The organism is Wolbachia endosymbiont (group B) of Silvanus unidentatus (genome assembly GCF_964028615.1).
Lineage (GTDB): Bacteria > Pseudomonadota > Alphaproteobacteria > Rickettsiales > Anaplasmataceae > Wolbachia.
Genome location: NZ_OZ034795.1, coordinates 171617 through 190285, shown reverse-complemented (window position 1 = coordinate 190285; position 18669 = coordinate 171617). Strand labels below are relative to the sequence as shown.

The following is an 18669-nucleotide window of genomic DNA, read 5'->3' as shown; positions in this document are numbered from 1 at the left end:
TCCAAAAGTTAGTTGTGTGGCATAAATTGAGTAGAAGTAGAAAAGGTTTTAGTTTTGATTTTTGTAAGTAATTTACCTAAATGCGGCTCTTCAACCATATCAAGGCAACCACTACGATCTTTAGCAGGATATCCCCAAGAATTAATAGTATGGCAAACAAAGGAACGTACCTCTGTACCATCATCCTTCTTGATGCTTACCATGCTAATTACTTCATCAACAATACCAGGTATTTCACTGGCAGTTTTAGCTCCTTCGCATTGTGGTAGCCAAGTTGGGCGATTGAAGTCATCTAAATATTGACCTAACGTACCAACTGTAATGATATCTTTATTGGGAATATGTTGAAACTGATTGAGCCAAGCCATCATTTCTTGAGCAAGTAACCCGTATGCAGCTCTCATGTCTTGTTTGCCATTTCTGTCAGAGAAAGCTTCTGGTTGCATTTTTGCCCATAAAAGACATAACCGCGAGGCTACTGTAATACTGTCGATAAAAATACAGCTATATTTAGAGAATTCTAGATCTTTGTACTTACTGAATACATGCTCATAGTGTCTTTGACTATATGCTGAATCAGATTTTAATGCAGGATTAGGTCCACCAATTAGGCAGGCAATATCGCGAGCTTGATTCCAGGTACGAATACTTATAGAATCCCCTTGCCAATCTTGAACAGCAAGTAGCCCAGCTTCAAAATCAAGACAAAGTGTCGGTTCATTCAAAGTTTTAAGCAGACTGGTCTTACCAATTCCATATGGTCCGAAGATTACTATCTTCACACCTGTTACCATTTTTACTCTTTGTTCACTATTTATTATTTTTAAAGTCATAGTTTTATTACCCCTTCATAATATGTAATCGCAAAATGACGACGATTTGTTCAAAAATTTTCATAAATATATTTTGAGATGAGCAAGTTTAGCGCGTATTTGTTCTCTAATGTCATAGATGGTTGTTCTAGATATTCCATGTATTTCTGCGATTTCAGAGATACTATGAGATTCAAGCTGATAACAAATGTCCTGCCAGAGCTTTGGTAGTTTTGAAATTGCTTCGTTTATATCAACACTAGCTGCTACTTTATCTGCAAAATTACTATTTTCATCAATAACATCATCCAAGTCAGTAATATCAACAAATGCTACGCCTGCTTTACTACCACGTTTAGCACAGGATTGTTTGCGTAGAAGGCTTATTGCATGGTTTTTTATGACACTATGAATAAATGCATTTCTACCACTTTCTTCACCATTATACTGGCTTAAATCAGACCAAGTTTCACATAAGAGCTGCTGCTTTATATCTTCAATATCAGAATTAACACAGCATTTATAAGATTTAATTTGTCTAGCACGTTTTCGTATTTGTTTAATGATTGAAGGATCAATACCAGGATATTTATTTTTAGATTGCATATAGCACTCCATGAAAGATTGAAAGGAATAAGGATGAAGGGTTTTAACCTCACTTTGTACGGCATGGGAAAAATTCGTTCCCCCATATGAAAAAATAAAACTATTGATATTCTGGCCTTTTTTCTTGAAGCATCCCCCATGTGAAAAATTTGTTCAGACATGGTTCGGTGAAAAGAAGAAAAATAGGTTGATCCAATAAGATTTCTACTAAAGAATTAAAGATTTTATAAAACTTTTTTAACCCTATAAAGAAAGGTGAATTTTTTTGTCAGGCTTGTAAGAAATTTCTTTACAAACAACAAGCGTTATTGCATAGAGGTGGTATAATTCATTACAGAATCGTCTTGAAACGCAATTGAAGGTCATTTTATTTTTTTCTAAGCATTTGTTTAACCGCTTCTTTCTGGAGCATCTAAAATTCATAGTCCTCTATAATAATTATACCGGATTAGTCACAACTTTTTCCGGAAATTTTTCAAAAAAAGTTTAAATAATTTTAAAATTGGTTCGATAAAGCTCATCAAAAAGACAAAAATGATTAGGCCTTTTAAATCTACTAAAGACTTTGATTTTAAAACTCAGCATGTTTATCCTTCCACTGTTTGTTAGGTTTTTTATGTTCTTTCAAGTTAATTCAGCTTTAAAAAAAATTTCTTTATAACTAAAATAAAACATGATAAAGTTGGGTAGGAATCTTTTGCGAAGTTAAAATGTAGTGTTAATTGCCTTTTAATCGGTTTTAATGTGGTTTATAAGCGTTCTTTAGTTCAAGGTAGTATAATTGACCTTAAAGTCGTAGAATCTTTTAAAAACGCTATTGTGAGCCATTTGTTCTTTTTTATTCAATTTAAATATCTTAGTAATATTTTTGTAGTCTTTTTACTTTCATTAACATTTTATACTGTTTGTAATTTACTATTATTTATTATTACTTTTATTTATTACTCATATATATTATATAATAATATAAGGGTTTTAGGAACGTAGAATCAGCCATAATGGCCAACTTTAGAGGGGTGCTTTCTAGGAACACTTTTAGGAATAGAGAGTATAAAGTTTAGGTTTCTAGAGGTATTTTTCATTCCTTAATTTCTGATTACTGATTCAGTAACGCAGGAATAGGAACATAATTCAATTATTAGTGGTATGATTTTTTATATATTCTATCAACTTCTAGTTGAAGTTATAATATATAATGTATTCCAATGCTTGTAATAAAAAAATAGGGTAAACCCTCAGATGCTTGAAGAGCTTACCCGTAATTTTATCTACAACTAATTTTGTTATTGGAAAGACAAATAGAACATATTATGAATTTGCTTAAACTCTTCAATTATAGTCAAAAAGGGCTGTTTCTAATTTGTCTTGTTAGCAATGAGATTTGGTATAATACCTTCAGCTCCATGAATAAATTTTCCAACACCACGAGCAAAAGGGCCTTCTCTAACATCAAGCCATTTATCTTCTCTCGAGCCTGTAGACATTCCTTTTACTAACTTCTTTGTTTGTAGAAGTTCTTGTACTATACGCTCTAGTCTATCTCTCCCTAGACCATGAAGAATATCAGGTAATCTGTGCCGTTGTTTGTATACTCCTGTATTTCCTGTATGAGTGAATGGATGCCCTGCAACAGCAGATCTTGCAATTGCATCAACAAGATACATTTTAAGGTCTTTTTCACTAGCATTTTTACCTTTTAGTTGCACTGTTATATCTTCTAATAGCCCTGTTTCTTGGTTTCTCAGGTAAGTACGTACAGTTCGGTCAGCTAAACCATTTGCCTTAACAACTGCTCCATAAAATAACGCATTCTGTCTTGGAGCTTCTCCTATTGATTGAAAGATCTCTGGCTTAGCTGTACCTTCTACTGGCCAAAAAGCATATGAGCATCTGACACCATTAACAAGAGCAGATGTGCCTCTAATTGCATCACGTGCTTGTTCAGCAGTTAATATAGGCTTTTCTCCTTTTGGTTTTCTCAGATGATGAGCAGTAACTATCGAAGCTCCGGTACTACATGCTAAATCAGACAATAAACACATTAGATAATCTCCTACAGCAGGATCAGCATTTATGTCTGCATGAATAAACGATGCAAGAGGATCAAACACAACTAATTTCAGATCTTTAATTTTATCAAGTTGTTTTATTATAGACTCAAATTCAGGCGAAACTTCAATAATTTTACCACGAATACTTCTCAGTATTGTCAGTGATCCTCTTACGTTTGGTAGTGGTACTATAAACAGCTTATCTTTAAATTTTAATCTTTTACATTCAGGATCAAGACGTTCAAGCCGACGGTGTACCTCGCCTGCATCATCTTCTGCTGAAAAGATTACTACTGATCCATGTTCAGTAACAGGTGAACCAAAACCACATATCTGATCTGTGTCACTTGCAACCTTAAGCGCCAAATCGAGGAGTAGCATACCCTTACCTGTATCTCCCATAGCAGCTACTATTGAAGTAACACCCAAGGGAAATATTCCTTCAACAAGAAACTTTTGCTCTGGTACTGGACCTACAAAACGATCTGCACTCCAGTCTAAAATGTTCAGTGGTGGTCTAATAATTACCTTTTTCAAGTTATTTTCAATGAAGTCAGAAACATTTGTGTTTTCTTGTACATAGTCCGCAGCATCCCAACCTTTTGGTTTACCTTCTGGAATTTTGACTATAGAAAGCGATGCAATACCTAAGCTGAGAAGTTTTGTAGTAGCATTTTCAGCATATTGTTTACCAGGCTCATCGTTATCCGGCCAAATAACAATATGCTTGCCTTTAAGTTGTGACCAGTCAGTTTTGTCCGCATCTGCATTTGCTCCAGACATTGTGGTTGTTGCAGTAATTCCTTTTTCTATTAGTGCTTCTGCGCATTTTTCACCTTCAACAAGAATGATTTTATCAGACTTCAAAATACCAGGGATATTGTATAGTGGTCTTGTATCAGGTGCTTTATAACTCAACGTTTTAACATTAAAAGGCTTGTATACTTTTTTCTTTCCAGGAAAATCAGAACGGTAAACTTTTACAATCACCTGACCATTTTCATCATAATAATTCCAACTGTAGGTAATAAATTTCTCAAAGTCTTCGTCAATGTATTGCTTCTCTGTATATTTTTTGTTATACCCAAGCCACTCAGCTATAGAAGCCATTATCTCATGAAATTCTGTTTTGGAGTGTACTTCTGCCCAAAGATCAATAATATCACCACCTTGATTTGTTGCAAAATCTTTCCAAAGCCCAGCTTTACTACCAGTTAATTCTACTACTAAACTTTTTCCTCGATTACCATGTACATCACCTACATAAAACCTATTACCATGAAAAACCCCATTTGGTAGCAAGTAAGAAAGACAAGATCTGAGATCGGCCAGAAGCCTTAATTTTATGTTCGCTGTTTCTTCTGATGATGGTAGATAACTTTGTGAAATAGTATTGTTGAAATCGCATGAAATATTCATAAATTCTCCATTAAAACTTATCAGGGATTTTTTCTGTTTCCTCATAAGTAATTAATCGCAAAATGAAATGAATTTGTTCAGCGTAATTTGAAAAAACATAAAAAATAATATTTTTTTGAACATTCTGTGAAGTTTTTGCGATATATATTAGTAGAGGGGTATGAAAGTTTGAAACTCGTAATTTTCACTCCCACTATTTTCAAGAGGTAACTTAAGTGTCCATGTTATTGCTTAGGCTACCTCCAAACAAATATCTTACAGAATGTCAATACTAACACTAGATTTAGGGAAACAAACCGGATGGGCTATTCTACATGATGGAATAGTTCAAAGTGGCAGTGAGAGTTTTCATACTAGTCGTTTTAGTGGAGGTGGCATGGTATTTCTAAATTTTCGTAAGTGGTTGAATGAAATGAAAGAAAAATTTCCAAGTATTGAAACAGTTTATTTTGAGGAAGTGAGAAGACACCTTGGAACTGATGCAGCGCATTGTTATGGTGGTTTTCTTGCAGTTCTCTCTGCTTGGTGTGAAGAGAATCATATTCCCTATCAGAGTGTTCCTGTTAAGACTATAAAACGCTTTATCACAGGCAAAGGCAATGCAAGTAAGAGTGAAGTTATTGAAGCGATACGTGAAAAAGGTTTTTCACCTAGAGATGATAATCAAGCAGATGCTTTAGCTTTGATGTTCTATGTTATGGAAAAATATTAACAAGACGAAAAATCCATAAAAAGTGGGTCCTTTCGGCCATAATGGCGGGTTTGGTGGGTTTGACCTCAGGCCTTCTTTAGCGTCAGAGATATTTTGAATATTAACTTTTTAATTATTAAGATATGAATTTAGCAATCCACTACTATCCTGTTGAAAACCTCGTCGAATATAAGCGTAATCCTCGTAAAAATGATGATGTAGTAAACAGAATGTGTGCTTCAATCAGGGAATTCGGCTTTCGTATTCCAATAGTTGCAAAAAGTGATGGTACTGTGGTTGATGGTCATTTAAGACTTAAAGCAGCAAGAAAACTTGGTATGGAAAGTATTCCAGTGGTCTTAAGTGATAATCTAAATGAACCACAAACCAAAGCTTTTCGATTACTGGCAAATCAATCAGCTAATTGGGCAAAGTGGGATGATGATCTTTTGAAGGTGGAAATTCAAGAATTAGAAGATTTACAATTTGATCTTAAAATGACTGGATTTGAATTAGAAAAAGTTCAAAACTTTCTTGATGATTTAGATGGTGAAGAAGAAGATCTTTCTGACTTAGTTGTTGATGACAAAAAAGTAGAAATAACAAAACCAGGTGATCTTTGGATTTTAGGTGATCATCGAATCTATTGTGGTGATAGCTCTGTAGTTGAATCATATAAAGCGCTGTTAGATGATAAAATGGCAGACATTACTGTTTGTGATCCTCCATATAACGTTGATTATGGTAGTAGTCAAGAGAGAGAAGATAAAAAAATATTAAATGATAATCAAGGTGAAAAGTACGAACTTTTTCTCTATGACATCTGTTCCAATATTTTAGCATACACCAAAGGTGCGATTTATATCTGTATATCATCATCAGAGTTTTCAACGTTGCAAAAAGCATTTGAGGAAGCGGGAGGAAAATGGTCAACATTTATTATTTGGGCAAAGAATCATTTTACGCTAGGCAGGTCTGATTATCAAAGACAATACGAAGCAATGCTCTATGGATGGAAGAGTGGCAATAAACGTGAGTGGCATGGCGGTAGAAATCAAAGTGATCTGTGGTTTTATGATAAGCCAACGCACAATACATTACATCCAACGATGAAGCCAGTAGAGCTAATGGAGAGAGCAATAGTAAACAGCAGCAGACCAGGAGACATAGTACTTGATCCATTTAGTGGCTCTGGCAGCACACTGATTGCATGTGAGAGAACAGGAAGAATTTGCAGAACAATAGAGCTAGATTCAAAATTTGTAGATGTAACCATAAAACGTTGGCAAATATATACCGGAAGAGATGCCATTTTAGCCAGTACTGGTAAAACTTTTGCAGAAATTCAAGAAGAAAATTCGTAAAAAGGAGCAAAAAGAGTGGAAAAAATCACACAAACAGAATGGGCAAGAGAGATAGGAGTATCAAAGCAATATGTCTGTTATTTAGTAAAAAAAGGAATAGTTGAGCTGGAGGATGGACTCATTGACCGAGAACAAGCAAACAGGGCTATAGAAACAATAAGAGATCCAAGTCAGCCACTTAGGAGGAAAAATCCAGAAAATACAAATAACCTTTCTACAATGTTGCTAAAAACGCGAATAAAAAATGAGATGGAGCGGGGTAGATTATTGGAGGCAAAAGCAAAAGCTGAGATTGGTGAACTTGTAGCAGTAGAGGAAGTAAAGCGCGATGCATTTAATGTAGCAAGAGTTGTCCGTAATAATTTGCTTAATATTCCAAATAGGGTTTCAGCACTGCTTGCATCACTGAGTGACACTGAAAAGATTCATAAGACGCTAACTGAAGAGATTACAAACTCACTTGAAGAATTATCTAACGCTAAATTTTAATAATGTCTGCTAAGTTAAGTTTAGAATTAATAAAGTGTCTCATTAATCAGCCAGGAGTAGATGTAAACGTTAGAGGATTAAATGGAAGGACACCGCTGCATTATGCAGTAGAAATTAACGAGCTTAGTATGGTTGCACTCTTACTGAACAGGAAAAATATTAATCCACTGATCGCTGATGATGATGGTAAAAGTGCGCTTTCTTGTGCAAGAGAAGAAATATTACAAGCACTAATCAATCATAAATATGGATCAGAGGGAGATAGCTTGCTTCACTTAGCTGCGATGTTGAATGAAGCAAATGCTGTAAGATTTTTACTTAACAAAGGAGTTAATGTTAATGAGCAGAATGCTTTACTACATACACCATTACACTTAGCGGCAGGAGCTGGACATGAAGAAATAGTAGAAATTTTAATTAGAGAAGGAAACGCGGATAAGGATGTTCTTGACGTGAGAAATCATGCAGCAATGCATTATGCAGTGAACAACAAGAAGCTAGAAGTAGTAAAATTACTTTCAAATCTTGGTGCGAATGTCAATATAGCTGGTAGCGGCAGAAATGCAATGAAATTATCTTCTTTGCACGTAGCTATAAGTAGTAGTAATTACGACGAAAGGGACTTATGTTTAGATATTGTAAGATGCTTAATAAATGTTCCTAATGCTGGGGTTAATTTACAAGATTATGAAAATAAAACACCTCTACATTACGCTGAAAGACTTAAAACAATAGAAGTTTTACTAACTCGAGAAGATATAGATCCTTTAATTAAGGATGATAATGGCAAGACACCATTTTGTTATGCAAAAGAAGCAAATAGATTAGATATAGTAAAGATTTTAGCAAGTAATAGATACGGAGCTGATAAAAACAGTTTGCTTCATTTAGCTGCCAGAAAAGGATATGAAGACCTAATAGACGGTATTCTTGGTGAAGGAGTTGAAATAGATGCTGTAGATGAGAGTGGAAAAACGGGAATTTATGTTGCTGCAAAGCATGGTCACTTTAACGTAGTAAAGTTGTTGCTAAAGAGAGGAGCAGATGCCACGGATGTTTTTCAGTATGCAATAATAACGAACAATGCAAAATTAATAGAACTACTGAGTAAAGAGAAAGAAATAGTGTTATTTGGAAGACAGAAGAACTTTCCAACATTTCATTTATTGAGCAATAAATATTTTGAAGAAAGGAAAATAGCAGACAAAAAAATAAAGAAATATACCAATATCATCTGTGTCACTATAACAATATGCGCAATAGCGATAGTAGGAATTTACCCTAACATTATAGCTGCGGTAATGGTGGGAATAGTTGCGCTCATAGCTGCAATAATAATGAGTAATTTAATTCAGAAGTATATAGAAGAAGCACTTGAAAAGAAAATGTTTATTGAACTCGAAAGTGAGAAAACAAGTGAGTGCAGTTCTATTTTAAGTGATGTTGAAGTATCATCTAATGATGGTGAAGAGCTAGCAATATGATATACGCTACATCTTTTTCTGAAGGTTTAAGGCCAGATCCGCACCTTAAAGTATCAGAGTGGGCGAATGAGTATCGAGTTTTAGCGCCAACTGCAGCATCAGAGCCAGGAAAATGGAGAACAGAAAGAACTCCTTATTTAAAAGAAATCATGGATTCACTTTCTCCATCTTCACCTGCAGAAAAAGTAGTATTCATGAAAGGAGCGCAGATTGGGGGAACAGAAGCTGGCAACAATTGGATTGGCTATATCATCGATCAAACACCAGGTCCAATGCTGGTAGTACAGCCAACAGTTGAAATGGGAAAACGTTGGTCGAAGGGAAGATTTGCACCGTTAATAGAGAGTACACCATGTTTAAAAAGTAAAGTAAAAGACCCAAGGTCAAGAGATTCAGGGAATACTGTACAAAGTAAGGAGTTTCCAGGTGGAATAGTAGTAATAACTGGAGCAAATAGCAGTGTAGGCCTCCGATCTATGCCAGTAAAATATCTCTTTCTTGATGAGATAGATGCGTATCCAGGAGATTCAGGAGGTGAAGGAGATCCAGTACTGCTCAGTATTGCTCGAACTAATACATTTGCACGGCGAAAGATTTTTTTAGTTTCAACACCAACGATTCATGGAATCAGCAGAATTGAGAAGGAATTTGAAGCAACAGATAAGAGATACTTTTTTGTTCCATGTCCGCATTGTAATTACTATCAAGTTCTGAAATGGTCACAAATTAAATGGGAAGATAAAAATCCAAATACAGCACACTATATATGTATAGAATGTGGTAAAAAGATAGAAAATCATCAAAAGACAGAGATGCTGGAACGTGGAGAATGGAGAGCTACTAATAGAGTAAAAGGTGAGAAAAAAGGATTTCATCTTTCAAGTCTTTATAGCCCAGTTGGCTGGTATAGTTGGCAACAAGCAGTAGAAGATTTTTTACATGCAAAAGAAAGTGAACAATTACTAAAAGTATGGATAAATACCACTTTAGGAGAAACCTGGGTAGATAAAGGAGAAGTGCCAGATTGGAAGCAATTATTTAACAGGAGAGAATTTTTTCCCGTAGGCACAGTACCTAGGAGAGAAGTGGTGCTTACAGCAGGAGTAGATGTACAAAAAGATCGCTTAGAAGTAGAAGTTGTAGCATGGGGAAAAGGCAGAGAAAATTGGTCAATAGATTACCGAGTATTTGAAGGTGATACTGGAAGAGGAGAAGTATGGGGAAAGCTTTCGGAGCTCCTCAATCATCATTTTATTGGTGAAAATGGGCTTGAATATATGATAAGCATGATGGCAGTGGATGCAGGGTATGCAACGCAGGAAGTTTACAACTGGGTAAGAGGTCATCAAGGATCTGGAAGAGTAATGGCAGTCAAAGGTGTAAATAAAGCCCTAGTGCCACTGAGCAGCCCAAGTAGAGTAGATATAACAGTTGGTGGTCAAAAGCTAAAAAGAGGAATAAAGCTCTGGCCAGTAGGAGTATCGATATTAAAGTCAGAGCTTTTTCAGCTACTTAATATTTTAAAAGAAGAAGAGGGAAAAGCTCTACCTGGATATTGTCATTTTCCTGAGTATGCACCCGAATATTTTAAGCAGTTAACGGCAGAGCAATTAGTCAGCAAAGTGGTGAAAGGATACACCAAACAAGAGTGGCAAAAGGTAAGAGAAAGAAATGAAGTACTAGATTGCCGAGTTTACGCAAGAGCAGCATCGATAGCACTGGGAATAGACAGATGGCCAGAGAGTAAATGGAATAGTTTAAGTGAAAAACCAGAAAGTAAAAAACCTAAAAAAGTAAGACAGAGTAAGTGGCTTGGTAATCAAAATGTACAGTGAAAAATATTTAACTCAAGTTGAGAAAGCAATTCAAAAACTGCAAAGCGGAGAAAGAGTTGTCTCAATTGCATATGGTGACCATGTTGTGCGGTACGGGGAAGTTCAAATAAAGGATTTATTGGATCTCAGGCAACGAATAAAAGCGGGGTTAAAAGTTGCAGGCATGAGGCCAAAGAGGAAAATTGTTTTTTCAACGAGTAAAGGAATTTTATAAATGCTGCTCAAAACCTTCAAGCAATTATTTAACAAACCAAAGATAAAAAGCTCAGCGTGGGATGCAGCAGGCTCAGGAAGAAGATTTTTTCACTTTCAACCAGAGTTAGGAAGCATAAATAATTTACTTTCTCAGAGCCTTGGGCACTTACGTAGCCGCTCTCGGGATATGGTAAGAAAAAATCCATATGCAGCAAATATAATTGATACAATAGTAAGTAACTCTATTGGAATAGGAATAAAACCGCAATCAAAAGCAAGAGATGGAGAATTTCGGAAAAAGGTGCAAGAATTATGGCTGAAATGGACAGATGAAGCAGACAGTAGCGGAGTAAGTGATTTTTATGGATTACAAGCTCTAGTATGCAGAAGTATGATAGAAGGTGGAGAGTGTTTTATACGCCTCCGACATCGAAAACTCGAAGATGGATTTTCTGTACCATTGCAACTTCAAGTATTAGAATCAGAACATTTAGATAACAAAAGCAATCAGACTCTTGCAAATGGCAATATTATTCGTAGTGGTATTGAATTTAACCGACTTGGTCAAAGAGAAGCATATTACCTATTTAAAGAACACCCTGGTGAAGGCTCGTTTGGTGAATCAGTGAGAGTGCCAGCAAATGATGTTTTACATATTTATAGACCATTAAGACCTGGGCAAATCAGAGGAGAGCCTTGGCTTTCTAATATACTGCTGAAGCTTTATGAGCTTGATCAATATGATGATGCAGAGCTGGTGAGAAAGAAAACTGCAGCAATGTTTGCTGGATTTATTACGAGACTCGATCCAGAAGCAAATATCATGGGAGAAGGTGAAGCAAGTGAGCAAGGAGTAGCACTATCTGGCCTGGAACCTGGAACAATGCAGCTTTTAGACCCAGGAGAGGACATAAAATTTTCAGAGCCATCAGATGTTGGAGGAAGTTATGAAGCATTCATGAGACAGCAGCTGAGGGCAATAGCAATAGGTACAGGGATAACATATGAGCAACTAACAGGAGATTTAACAGGCGTTAATTATTCATCAATCAGAGCTGGATTAATAGAGTTTCGTCGTCGATGCGCTATGCTGCAACATAACATTATGGTATTCCAGTTTTGCAGACCAGTATGGAGTAGATGGCTAGAGTTAGCAGTACTTTCTGGAGAACTCTGTATAGATGAAAAAGTAGTAAAAGCAGCGAAAGAAGAAGTAAAATGGATACCACAGGGATTTGATTGGGTGGATCCACTGAAAGACCAGCAAGCACAGCAAATGGCAGTAAGGAATGGATTTAAGAGTCGATCGGAAGTAGTATCAGAAATGGGTTACGATGTTGAAGAAATTGACCAAGAAATAGCAGAAGATCAAAAGCGTTCTGATTCTCTCAACCTTTTCTTTGATTCTGATGTCAGGACACAAACAAAATAAATCTCGTTTACTTTATGGAAATTTTACAAACCAACTGGCTATCTAGGCCGATGATGATAGAGCAAAAAAGCTTTGACCTGTTGTCACTATATAACGGAAAACAACCTATCTTTAAAAACGTAAAACACTATGTAAAGAACAATATAGAAAAGACAGCAATAATACCAATACATGGAATTTTAACCAAAAAACCAGGAGCTTTTGACGATTTTCTGGGAATGACATCATATGAGAAAATTCAAGAAGAAATAGAAGAAGCATCATCAAACAAAGATATAGAAACTATTCTGCTTGATATAGATAGTCCAGGCGGAGAAGTAAACGGTTTATTCGACTTGGCTGATTTTATTTACGAATCAAGAGCAAAAAAGAGAATTGTGGCAATAGCAAATGATGATGCGTACTCTGCTGCATATGCTATAGCTTCAAGTGCTGAAAAGGTATTTGTGAGCAGAACTTCTGGTGTTGGCAGTATAGGAGTAATAGCAAGTCATATAGATCAAAGTAGGTTTGATGAAAAGCAAGGAATAAAATACACAACTATTTTTGCAGGCAAGAGAAAGAATGATTTAAATCCACATGAACCTATAAGTTTAGAAAGCTTAAAAAGTTTAGAGGAGGAAGTAAATCGCTTATATGAAATTCTGACTGAACTTATAGCACGAAACAGAGGACTTTCTGTACAAGCAATAAAAAATACTGAAGCAGGTCTATATTTTGGTGAGAAAGCAGTAGAAATAGGTCTTGCAGATGGAGTTACAACATTTTTTGAATTTATTAACAAAGGAGAAAATACTATGAATAAACAAACTACAACTGACCTAGAAACTGATAATTTAACTAAGTATCGTACTGAAGTTGTTGAATTAATACGTTTATGTAACTTATCACGAATGCCAGAGAAAATAGGAGAATTTATTGAGCAGGGTGTAAGTATTGAGCAAGCAAGGGAAGTTTTAATGGAATTACTTGCAGAGAGAACGAAGAAGACAGAGATACTGAGTGCAATACCACAGAATTCAGGAGAAGATTTGATGATGCAAGTAGCAAGAAGTCGTGCGCAATCTGGCATTTAGAATATTCGTAGTATAACAAAAGTAGAAAATAAAGGAGAAAAGCAAAATGAGTACTATAACCGAACAAAATAATCTAGGTGACCTATTAAAATATGAGGCATCAAGTCTATATTCAAGAGATCAGATAACAGTAGCCAAGGGACAAAATCTTAAACTTGGTACAGTAGTGGCTCTCGATAAAGATAACATGATTAAGATAATAAATCCAACTGCCACAGATGGTACACAAACAGCGATAGGTGTGATAATAAGCGATGTAAACGCAAAGGAAAATACCAAAGCAGTAATTATTACTCGTGGTGCAATGCTAGCAGATCATGCAGTGGTGTGGCCAGCAAATATCACTGAAGAGCAGAAAGCTGCAGCAATAAAGCAACTTGAAGCACGAGGGATCATTGTCCGCAAGGGAGTGTAACTTAAATTAATAAGGAGAAAAAGAATGCAAAATCCATTTACAAATACAGCATTTAGTATGACGGCACTAACAAATGCGATGAATATATTGCCGATAAATTATGGACGGGTTGAAAATTTAAACTTGTTTCCAAGTAGGTCAGTAAGATTTAGACATATTACCATAGAAGAGCAAAACGGAGTATTAAGTTTACTACCAACGCAGTTACCCGGAGCACCAGCAACAGTAGGAAAACGCGGCAAAAGAAAGGTAAGAACATTTACAATTCCACATATTCCACATGATGATGTAGTTTTACCTGAAGAAGTTCAAGGAATCCGTGCTTTTGGCTCAGAAAACGAACTTGTAGCGTTTGCCGATGTAATTACAGATCACTTGCAAACAATGAGAAACAAACATGCAATCACGCTAGAACATCTTCGTATGGGAGCTTTAAAGGGAATAATTTTAGATGCAGATGGGTCTGAATTACTTAACCTATATACAGAATTTGGTATTACAGCAAAAACAGTAAACTTTGCTCTTGGCACAGCAACAACGGATGTAAAGCGTAAGTGTATGGAAGTACTAAGGCATATTGAAGATAATTTAAGTGGCGAGTATATGGAAAGAGTACATGCTCTGGTAAGTCCTGAATTTTTTGATGCATTAACCTCTCACCAAAAAGTAAAAGAAGCATACGAAAGATTGTAAGTTAAAAATGTGATATAAAAGAGATAAGAGGGAAAGATAACCCTACTCACTATAGGAATAGGGCTATCACGGGCGTGTGCGACCGAATGAAAGTTGGTATTACAACCGTAGCCATCAAGGTAAACTAGCCCCATCTCTCGATACGTTTGAATAGTTGCATGGGACATATGTATGCACCCGTTTACAATCTTAAATTAATTAAACTATCGAGGTTATTTATTATGATTACATCTTATCAAAATTTCATTGGCATTGATATCGGAAAATTTAAAAATGTTGCTGCAGCTTATAACCAAAGGAGAGCTATCAAGTTTGACAATGATGCTACTGGTTGGCAACAGTTGTTTCAAAAATTTTCAGATATCCTACCTAATTCTCTAGTAACTTTAGAAAACACTGGAAAATATGAGCTTGGCTTAGCACATTTTCTTGTTGATAAGAATGTTGCTGTACATCGAGCTAATACTCGTAAAGTAAAAAGTTTTATCATATCACATGGAACTTTAGCAAAGACAGATCAATCAGATGCAAGAGCCCTTGCTCAATATGGTTTTGAACGCTATAGTGCTCTATCTCTATTTGTGCGTATGTCAAAAGAACAAACCGCCTTAGTTGCACTCTGTCAACGTCGTGATGACATTACGCAAATGAGAACTCAAGAGAAATGTAGGCTTGCAGCACCTGAAAACGACTATATAAAGGAAAGTTGCCAAAAAACAATAGACTTTTTTACCAGTCAGATAAATGAGTTCAACGATGCCATACAAAGAATTATTGATAAAAATCCAGAGTTACAAAAGCGTCAAAAAATCTTGAGAACAGTGCCAGGAATAGGTCTCAAGTTATCACAAGTTTTTGTGTGTCTAATGCCAGAACTTGGCCACCTAAACAAAAAAGAAGTTGCAAGTCTTGCTGGAGTTGCTCCACATCCAAAAGAAAGCGGTAAAACTATTGGTTATCGAAGGATAACAGGTGGTAGAAGCAACGTTCGTGCAAAGCTTTTCACAGCTGCTATGGCTGCTGCAAGATCTAAATCTGCACTTGGTGCTTTTTATTCTGATCTTATTGGTAGAGGTAAAAAGAAGATGGTAGCTATAACAGCTCTAATGCGAAAAATCATAGTAATTGCCAATGCAAGACTTAAAGAAGCAATTAATATGAAATAAAAAAAATCTGTATAGAAAATAGGTTAACGAATATGTGCGTCTACACACATTTAAAGCACATATTCGTTAACCATAAAATCTAAGCAGTGCTTGCTGTTTGATATAAATTTCTTTCTGTATAAACTAGGGTTTTTGTTGCCAAAATACATTTTTCAATTGAATAAAAATACAAAATTATCAACAAATGAGACTAAATTCAAAAAATTTTAAAAAACATAGTTGATGGCAGGAGGGAGCAGCACTTCGAGACGATATGAGATCAGGATTTACGTTTTGTGGTATAACATTTGAGGAATATAGAGGACAAGCAACTGACCCTGAAGGAACCGTGAGAAGATTTATTGAGAAAGATACAGGGCACTGTTTTCCACTAGGAACAGCAAGCACATTTACAACATATTTTGCACCAGCAGATTTTAATGAGACAGTAAATACACTAGGAAAACCACTTTATGCAAAACAAGAGCCAAGGAGGTTTGATAGAGGGACTGATTTGCATACACAGTCGAACCCTCTGCCAATGTGCCACCGCCCGGCCGTTTTGGTCAAGGTCGTTGCAACATAAAAATACTGATAGAGCAACAAAAAGGCAGTTAGTATTCTATCAGCATATAGCGTACTGATGAAAACTTAATGAATAAAATAGAAGAATGCAAGAGAGTATTAAGCGATTATTTAAAGATTGTCTTATCCATTTAGGGGAGTTAGCTTTATATGAGTCAAAGAATAAGTCATATATGGTACAGGTATTAAAGCAACAGCCAGATAAATTATACGAGATTGGTGAAGGACAATTTGTGGAAGAAACTTTAGCGTTAGAAGTAAGTGCGTTTGATGGTGCGTCCAGAGAAGGTAAGTATGTTCAGTAGGAGTCAAACCTACCAGGATAAGAGTCGGAGTCCTGTAGCTTGGGTAGCAGTATGGAGGGAAACCAAGATACTGAAGCCTACCGACAACGTTATCGTAAGGATAAAGGCGAGTTATCGGGCCATAACGGAAGTGAACACATAGGTGGCCTCGAAAACACAGTACTGAAGGCCGAACCAGCCGTCAAATGGTGAAGGCAGTACAGAAGGTTGAAAAACGACTGATACAACTGTTCTACTTCAGCGGGGTGATAGTGATGGCACGATAACAAGGACATACAAAACAACTGGAGAAGCCCTCCTCATCCCAAGGAGAAATATCTTGGAGAGGTAGGTTCTATAACTGGAAACAGGAAATGAACCGAAGATGAAAGGGTGGCGGATGGGTGCGTAGTAGCGAAGAAGTGAGGTAATGCTCATGGAGCAAAGGTACCCTACTAGTAGAAATCTTTTAACAAAAGGGAGGTAAAGGTAAAATGATAAAAATGCCAATAAAATTACAAGACCTGAGAAGAAAGATATATACCAAAGCGAAGGCAGAACCGGAATGGCGATTCTGGGGAATCTATGTTCATGTTTGCAAAATGGAAACACTGAAAGAAGCCTACAAGCTAACAAAGAGGAGTAATGGGGCACCAGGAATTGACAGAGTGACATTCGAATTGATAGAAGCAGAAGGCTTAGAAAAGTATCTCCAACAAATAAGATATGAACTAATAACCAAGACCTATAGCCCAAATAGGAACCGGAGAAAGGAAATACCAAAAGCTGGGGGAAAACTCAGAGCATTGAACATACCCTGCATCCGTGATAGAATAGTGCAAAGTGCACTAAAGCTAATAATTGAACCAATATTCGAATCTGACTTTCAGGACGGATCATATGGATATAGACCTAAGAGAAAAGCGCATGAAGCAATAAAAAGGGTAGAGAAAGCAGCAATCAAAGACAATACAAAAGCTATTGACATAGATCTGAAATCCTACTTTGATAATGTGCGACATCATATTCTTATGGAAAAGATTGCCAAGAGAATAAATGATAAAGAAATCATGCACTTGATCAAGCTAATCCTCAAGATGGGAGGAAAACGAGGAATAGCGCAAGGATCAACGATTTCGCCGTTATTGAGCAATATATACCTCAATGAGGTAGATAAAATGCTAGAGAAAGCAAAAGAGGTGACCAAAGAAGGAAAATATCAACATATAGAATACGCAAGATGGGCAGACGATTTAGTAATACTGATAGATAGACACCCAAAATGGGAATGGCTGGAAAAGTCAGTATACAAAAGGTTACAAGAGGAATTAGCAAAAATAGAAGTAGAAGTAAATGAAGAAAAGACAAAAGTTGTTAACCTAAAAGAAGGGGAAAAGTTCAGCTTTCTAGGATTCAATTTTCGAGAGAAAATTACAAAACAAGGAAAATGGACGGTAGAAACAACACCACAGATGAAAGCACGAACAAACCTACTTCACAAGTTGAAGGAAGTATTTCGTTGGCATAAATCGCAACCAATAGAGAGAGTGATTCATATCATTAATCCGATATTGAGAGGGTGGATAAACTATTTTAGGATTGGAAACTCAAGTCGAAGCTTTCACTACGTGAAGCATTGGGTAGAGAAGAAAATAAGACGCAATTTAATGAAAGCCAGAAAAGCAAGAAAAGGATTTGGCTGGAAGAGGTGGAGTAGAGAATGGATATATAAAACCCTGGGTCTATATTCGGACTACAGAATAAGATATTACATTCCGAAAGCATCACCAGCACAATATGTTATAAATTTTGGTAAAGAATCTACTAGGAAAGCGTAGTGCGGGAAAACTGCATGCTGCGTTTGATGAGGCGGGAGCTGGAAACGTGAATATGGGAATTTTGGATTGAGGCCCAACATGAAAATAATGGATCAGCCACCAAACCCTAAAGAGGCGCGCCAGTTCTCGACCCTACTGTTAAAGCCAATAGTAGGAGATGTTTTTGTTATAGGTGATCGAAGATATAAAGTACACTCACCGCCACTTAGAGACAAGTCTGGAATAACGTGGAAAATAAAAGCGTCTGGGGTGTAA

General features: G+C 36.3%; 15 protein-coding genes and 3 pseudogenes. 15 read left to right on the top strand and 3 right to left on the bottom strand.

Annotation, left to right across the window (positions count from 1 at the left end; genetic code table 11):
- Window positions 1–8: 8 nt before the first annotated feature.
- From ABWU65_RS00840 to ABWU65_RS00830, 3 genes are all read right to left on the bottom strand, one after another.
- Window positions 9–833, bottom strand: coding sequence for an ATP-binding protein (locus ABWU65_RS00840; RefSeq protein WP_012482039.1), 825 nt, complete (start codon window positions 831–833; stop codon window positions 9–11).
- A gap of 60 nt (window positions 834–893) precedes the next feature.
- Entirely contained in the window at window positions 894–1418 is a 525-nt protein-coding gene (locus tag ABWU65_RS00835) for a sigma-70 family RNA polymerase sigma factor (RefSeq protein WP_007301868.1), read from the bottom strand.
- Between the two features lie 1355 nt (window positions 1419–2773).
- Window positions 2774–4888, bottom strand: a complete 2115-nt coding sequence (locus tag ABWU65_RS00830; RefSeq protein ID WP_370397693.1) for an AAA family ATPase — start codon at window positions 4886–4888, stop codon at window positions 2774–2776.
- Between the two features lie 262 nt (window positions 4889–5150).
- On the opposite strand from ABWU65_RS00830, the gene ABWU65_RS00825 reads away from it, so the two are divergent.
- From ABWU65_RS00825 to ABWU65_RS00755, 15 genes and pseudogenes are all read left to right on the top strand, one after another.
- Window positions 5151–5600 (top strand): crossover junction endodeoxyribonuclease RuvC, encoded by a 450-nt coding sequence (locus ABWU65_RS00825; protein ID WP_353279979.1) that lies wholly within the window; start codon window positions 5151–5153, stop codon window positions 5598–5600.
- 122 nt (window positions 5601–5722) lie between these two features.
- Window positions 5723–6943, top strand: coding sequence for a DNA modification methylase (locus ABWU65_RS00820; RefSeq protein ID WP_353279980.1), 1221 nt, complete (start codon window positions 5723–5725; stop codon window positions 6941–6943).
- A 15-nt stretch (window positions 6944–6958) separates the two neighbouring features.
- The gene (locus tag ABWU65_RS00815; RefSeq protein WP_353279981.1) at window positions 6959–7432 is read left to right on the top strand and encodes a hypothetical protein; all 474 of its coding nucleotides are present in this window, start codon (window positions 6959–6961) and stop codon (window positions 7430–7432) included.
- A 2-nt stretch (window positions 7433–7434) separates the two neighbouring features.
- Window positions 7435–8916, top strand: a complete 1482-nt coding sequence (locus ABWU65_RS00810; RefSeq protein ID WP_353279982.1) for an ankyrin repeat domain-containing protein — start codon at window positions 7435–7437, stop codon at window positions 8914–8916.
- Window positions 8913–10751: a phage terminase large subunit family protein gene (locus ABWU65_RS00805; RefSeq protein WP_353279983.1), complete on the top strand. Its 1839-nt coding sequence runs from the start codon at window positions 8913–8915 to the stop codon at window positions 10749–10751. The genes ABWU65_RS00810 and ABWU65_RS00805 overlap by 4 nt, the downstream gene beginning before the upstream one ends.
- Window positions 10741–10965 (top strand): gpW family protein, encoded by a 225-nt coding sequence (locus ABWU65_RS00800; RefSeq protein WP_264687029.1) that lies wholly within the window; start codon window positions 10741–10743, stop codon window positions 10963–10965. Before ABWU65_RS00805 ends, ABWU65_RS00800 begins: the two co-directional genes overlap by 11 nt.
- Complete coding sequence (locus ABWU65_RS00795) at window positions 10966–12378, top strand: phage portal protein (protein ID WP_353279984.1); 1413 nt, start codon at window positions 10966–10968, stop codon at window positions 12376–12378.
- Window positions 12379–12392: 14 nt separating this feature from the next.
- Window positions 12393–13454, top strand: coding sequence for a S49 family peptidase (locus ABWU65_RS00790; RefSeq protein WP_264685443.1), 1062 nt, complete (start codon window positions 12393–12395; stop codon window positions 13452–13454).
- A gap of 46 nt (window positions 13455–13500) precedes the next feature.
- A complete protein-coding gene (locus tag ABWU65_RS00785) occupies window positions 13501–13869 on the top strand; it encodes a head decoration protein (protein WP_172758369.1) in 369 nt (122 codons plus the stop codon).
- Between the two features lie 24 nt (window positions 13870–13893).
- Window positions 13894–14556: pseudogene (locus tag ABWU65_RS00780) on the top strand (major capsid protein); the annotation flags it as partial.
- 227 nt (window positions 14557–14783) lie between these two features.
- Window positions 14784–15728 (top strand): IS110 family transposase, encoded by a 945-nt coding sequence (locus ABWU65_RS00775; RefSeq protein WP_353279985.1) that lies wholly within the window; start codon window positions 14784–14786, stop codon window positions 15726–15728.
- Window positions 15729–15951: 223 nt separating this feature from the next.
- Window positions 15952–16293 (top strand): annotated as a pseudogene (locus ABWU65_RS00770) (major capsid protein); the annotation flags it as partial.
- Between the two features lie 85 nt (window positions 16294–16378).
- Window positions 16379–16564: pseudogene (locus ABWU65_RS00765) on the top strand (hypothetical protein); the annotation flags it as partial.
- Window positions 16565–17070: 506 nt separating this feature from the next.
- Window positions 17071–18414 (top strand): group II intron reverse transcriptase/maturase, encoded by a 1344-nt coding sequence (gene ltrA / locus ABWU65_RS00760; protein ID WP_264374788.1) that lies wholly within the window; start codon window positions 17071–17073, stop codon window positions 18412–18414.
- A 78-nt stretch (window positions 18415–18492) separates the two neighbouring features.
- Window positions 18493–18669 (top strand): hypothetical protein, encoded by a 177-nt coding sequence (locus ABWU65_RS00755; RefSeq protein ID WP_264376337.1) that lies wholly within the window; start codon window positions 18493–18495, stop codon window positions 18667–18669.

Bases quoted from the DNA above. Each gene is read 5' to 3' on its own strand.
- ABWU65_RS00840 (WP_012482039.1), bottom strand. From the start codon at position 833: ATGACTTTAAAAATAATAAATAGTGAACAAAGAGTAAAAATGGTAACA.
- ABWU65_RS00835 (WP_007301868.1), bottom strand. From the start codon at position 1,418: ATGCAATCTAAAAATAAATATCCTGGTATTGATCCTTCAATCATTAAA.
- ABWU65_RS00830 (WP_370397693.1), bottom strand. From the start codon at position 4,888: ATGAATATTTCATGCGATTTCAACAATACTATTTCACAAAGTTATCTA.
- ABWU65_RS00825 (WP_353279979.1), top strand. From the start codon at position 5,151: ATGTCAATACTAACACTAGATTTAGGGAAACAAACCGGATGGGCTATT.
- ABWU65_RS00820 (WP_353279980.1), top strand. From the start codon at position 5,723: ATGAATTTAGCAATCCACTACTATCCTGTTGAAAACCTCGTCGAATAT.
- ABWU65_RS00810 (WP_353279982.1), top strand. From the start codon at position 7,435: ATGTCTGCTAAGTTAAGTTTAGAATTAATAAAGTGTCTCATTAATCAG.
- ABWU65_RS00805 (WP_353279983.1), top strand. From the start codon at position 8,913: ATGATATACGCTACATCTTTTTCTGAAGGTTTAAGGCCAGATCCGCAC.
- ABWU65_RS00800 (WP_264687029.1), top strand. From the start codon at position 10,741: ATGTACAGTGAAAAATATTTAACTCAAGTTGAGAAAGCAATTCAAAAA.
- ABWU65_RS00795 (WP_353279984.1), top strand. From the start codon at position 10,966: ATGCTGCTCAAAACCTTCAAGCAATTATTTAACAAACCAAAGATAAAA.
- ABWU65_RS00790 (WP_264685443.1), top strand. From the start codon at position 12,393: ATGGAAATTTTACAAACCAACTGGCTATCTAGGCCGATGATGATAGAG.
- ABWU65_RS00785 (WP_172758369.1), top strand. From the start codon at position 13,501: ATGAGTACTATAACCGAACAAAATAATCTAGGTGACCTATTAAAATAT.
- ABWU65_RS00775 (WP_353279985.1), top strand. From the start codon at position 14,784: ATGATTACATCTTATCAAAATTTCATTGGCATTGATATCGGAAAATTT.
- ltrA (WP_264374788.1), top strand. From the start codon at position 17,071: ATGATAAAAATGCCAATAAAATTACAAGACCTGAGAAGAAAGATATAT.
- ABWU65_RS00755 (WP_264376337.1), top strand. From the start codon at position 18,493: ATGAAAATAATGGATCAGCCACCAAACCCTAAAGAGGCGCGCCAGTTC.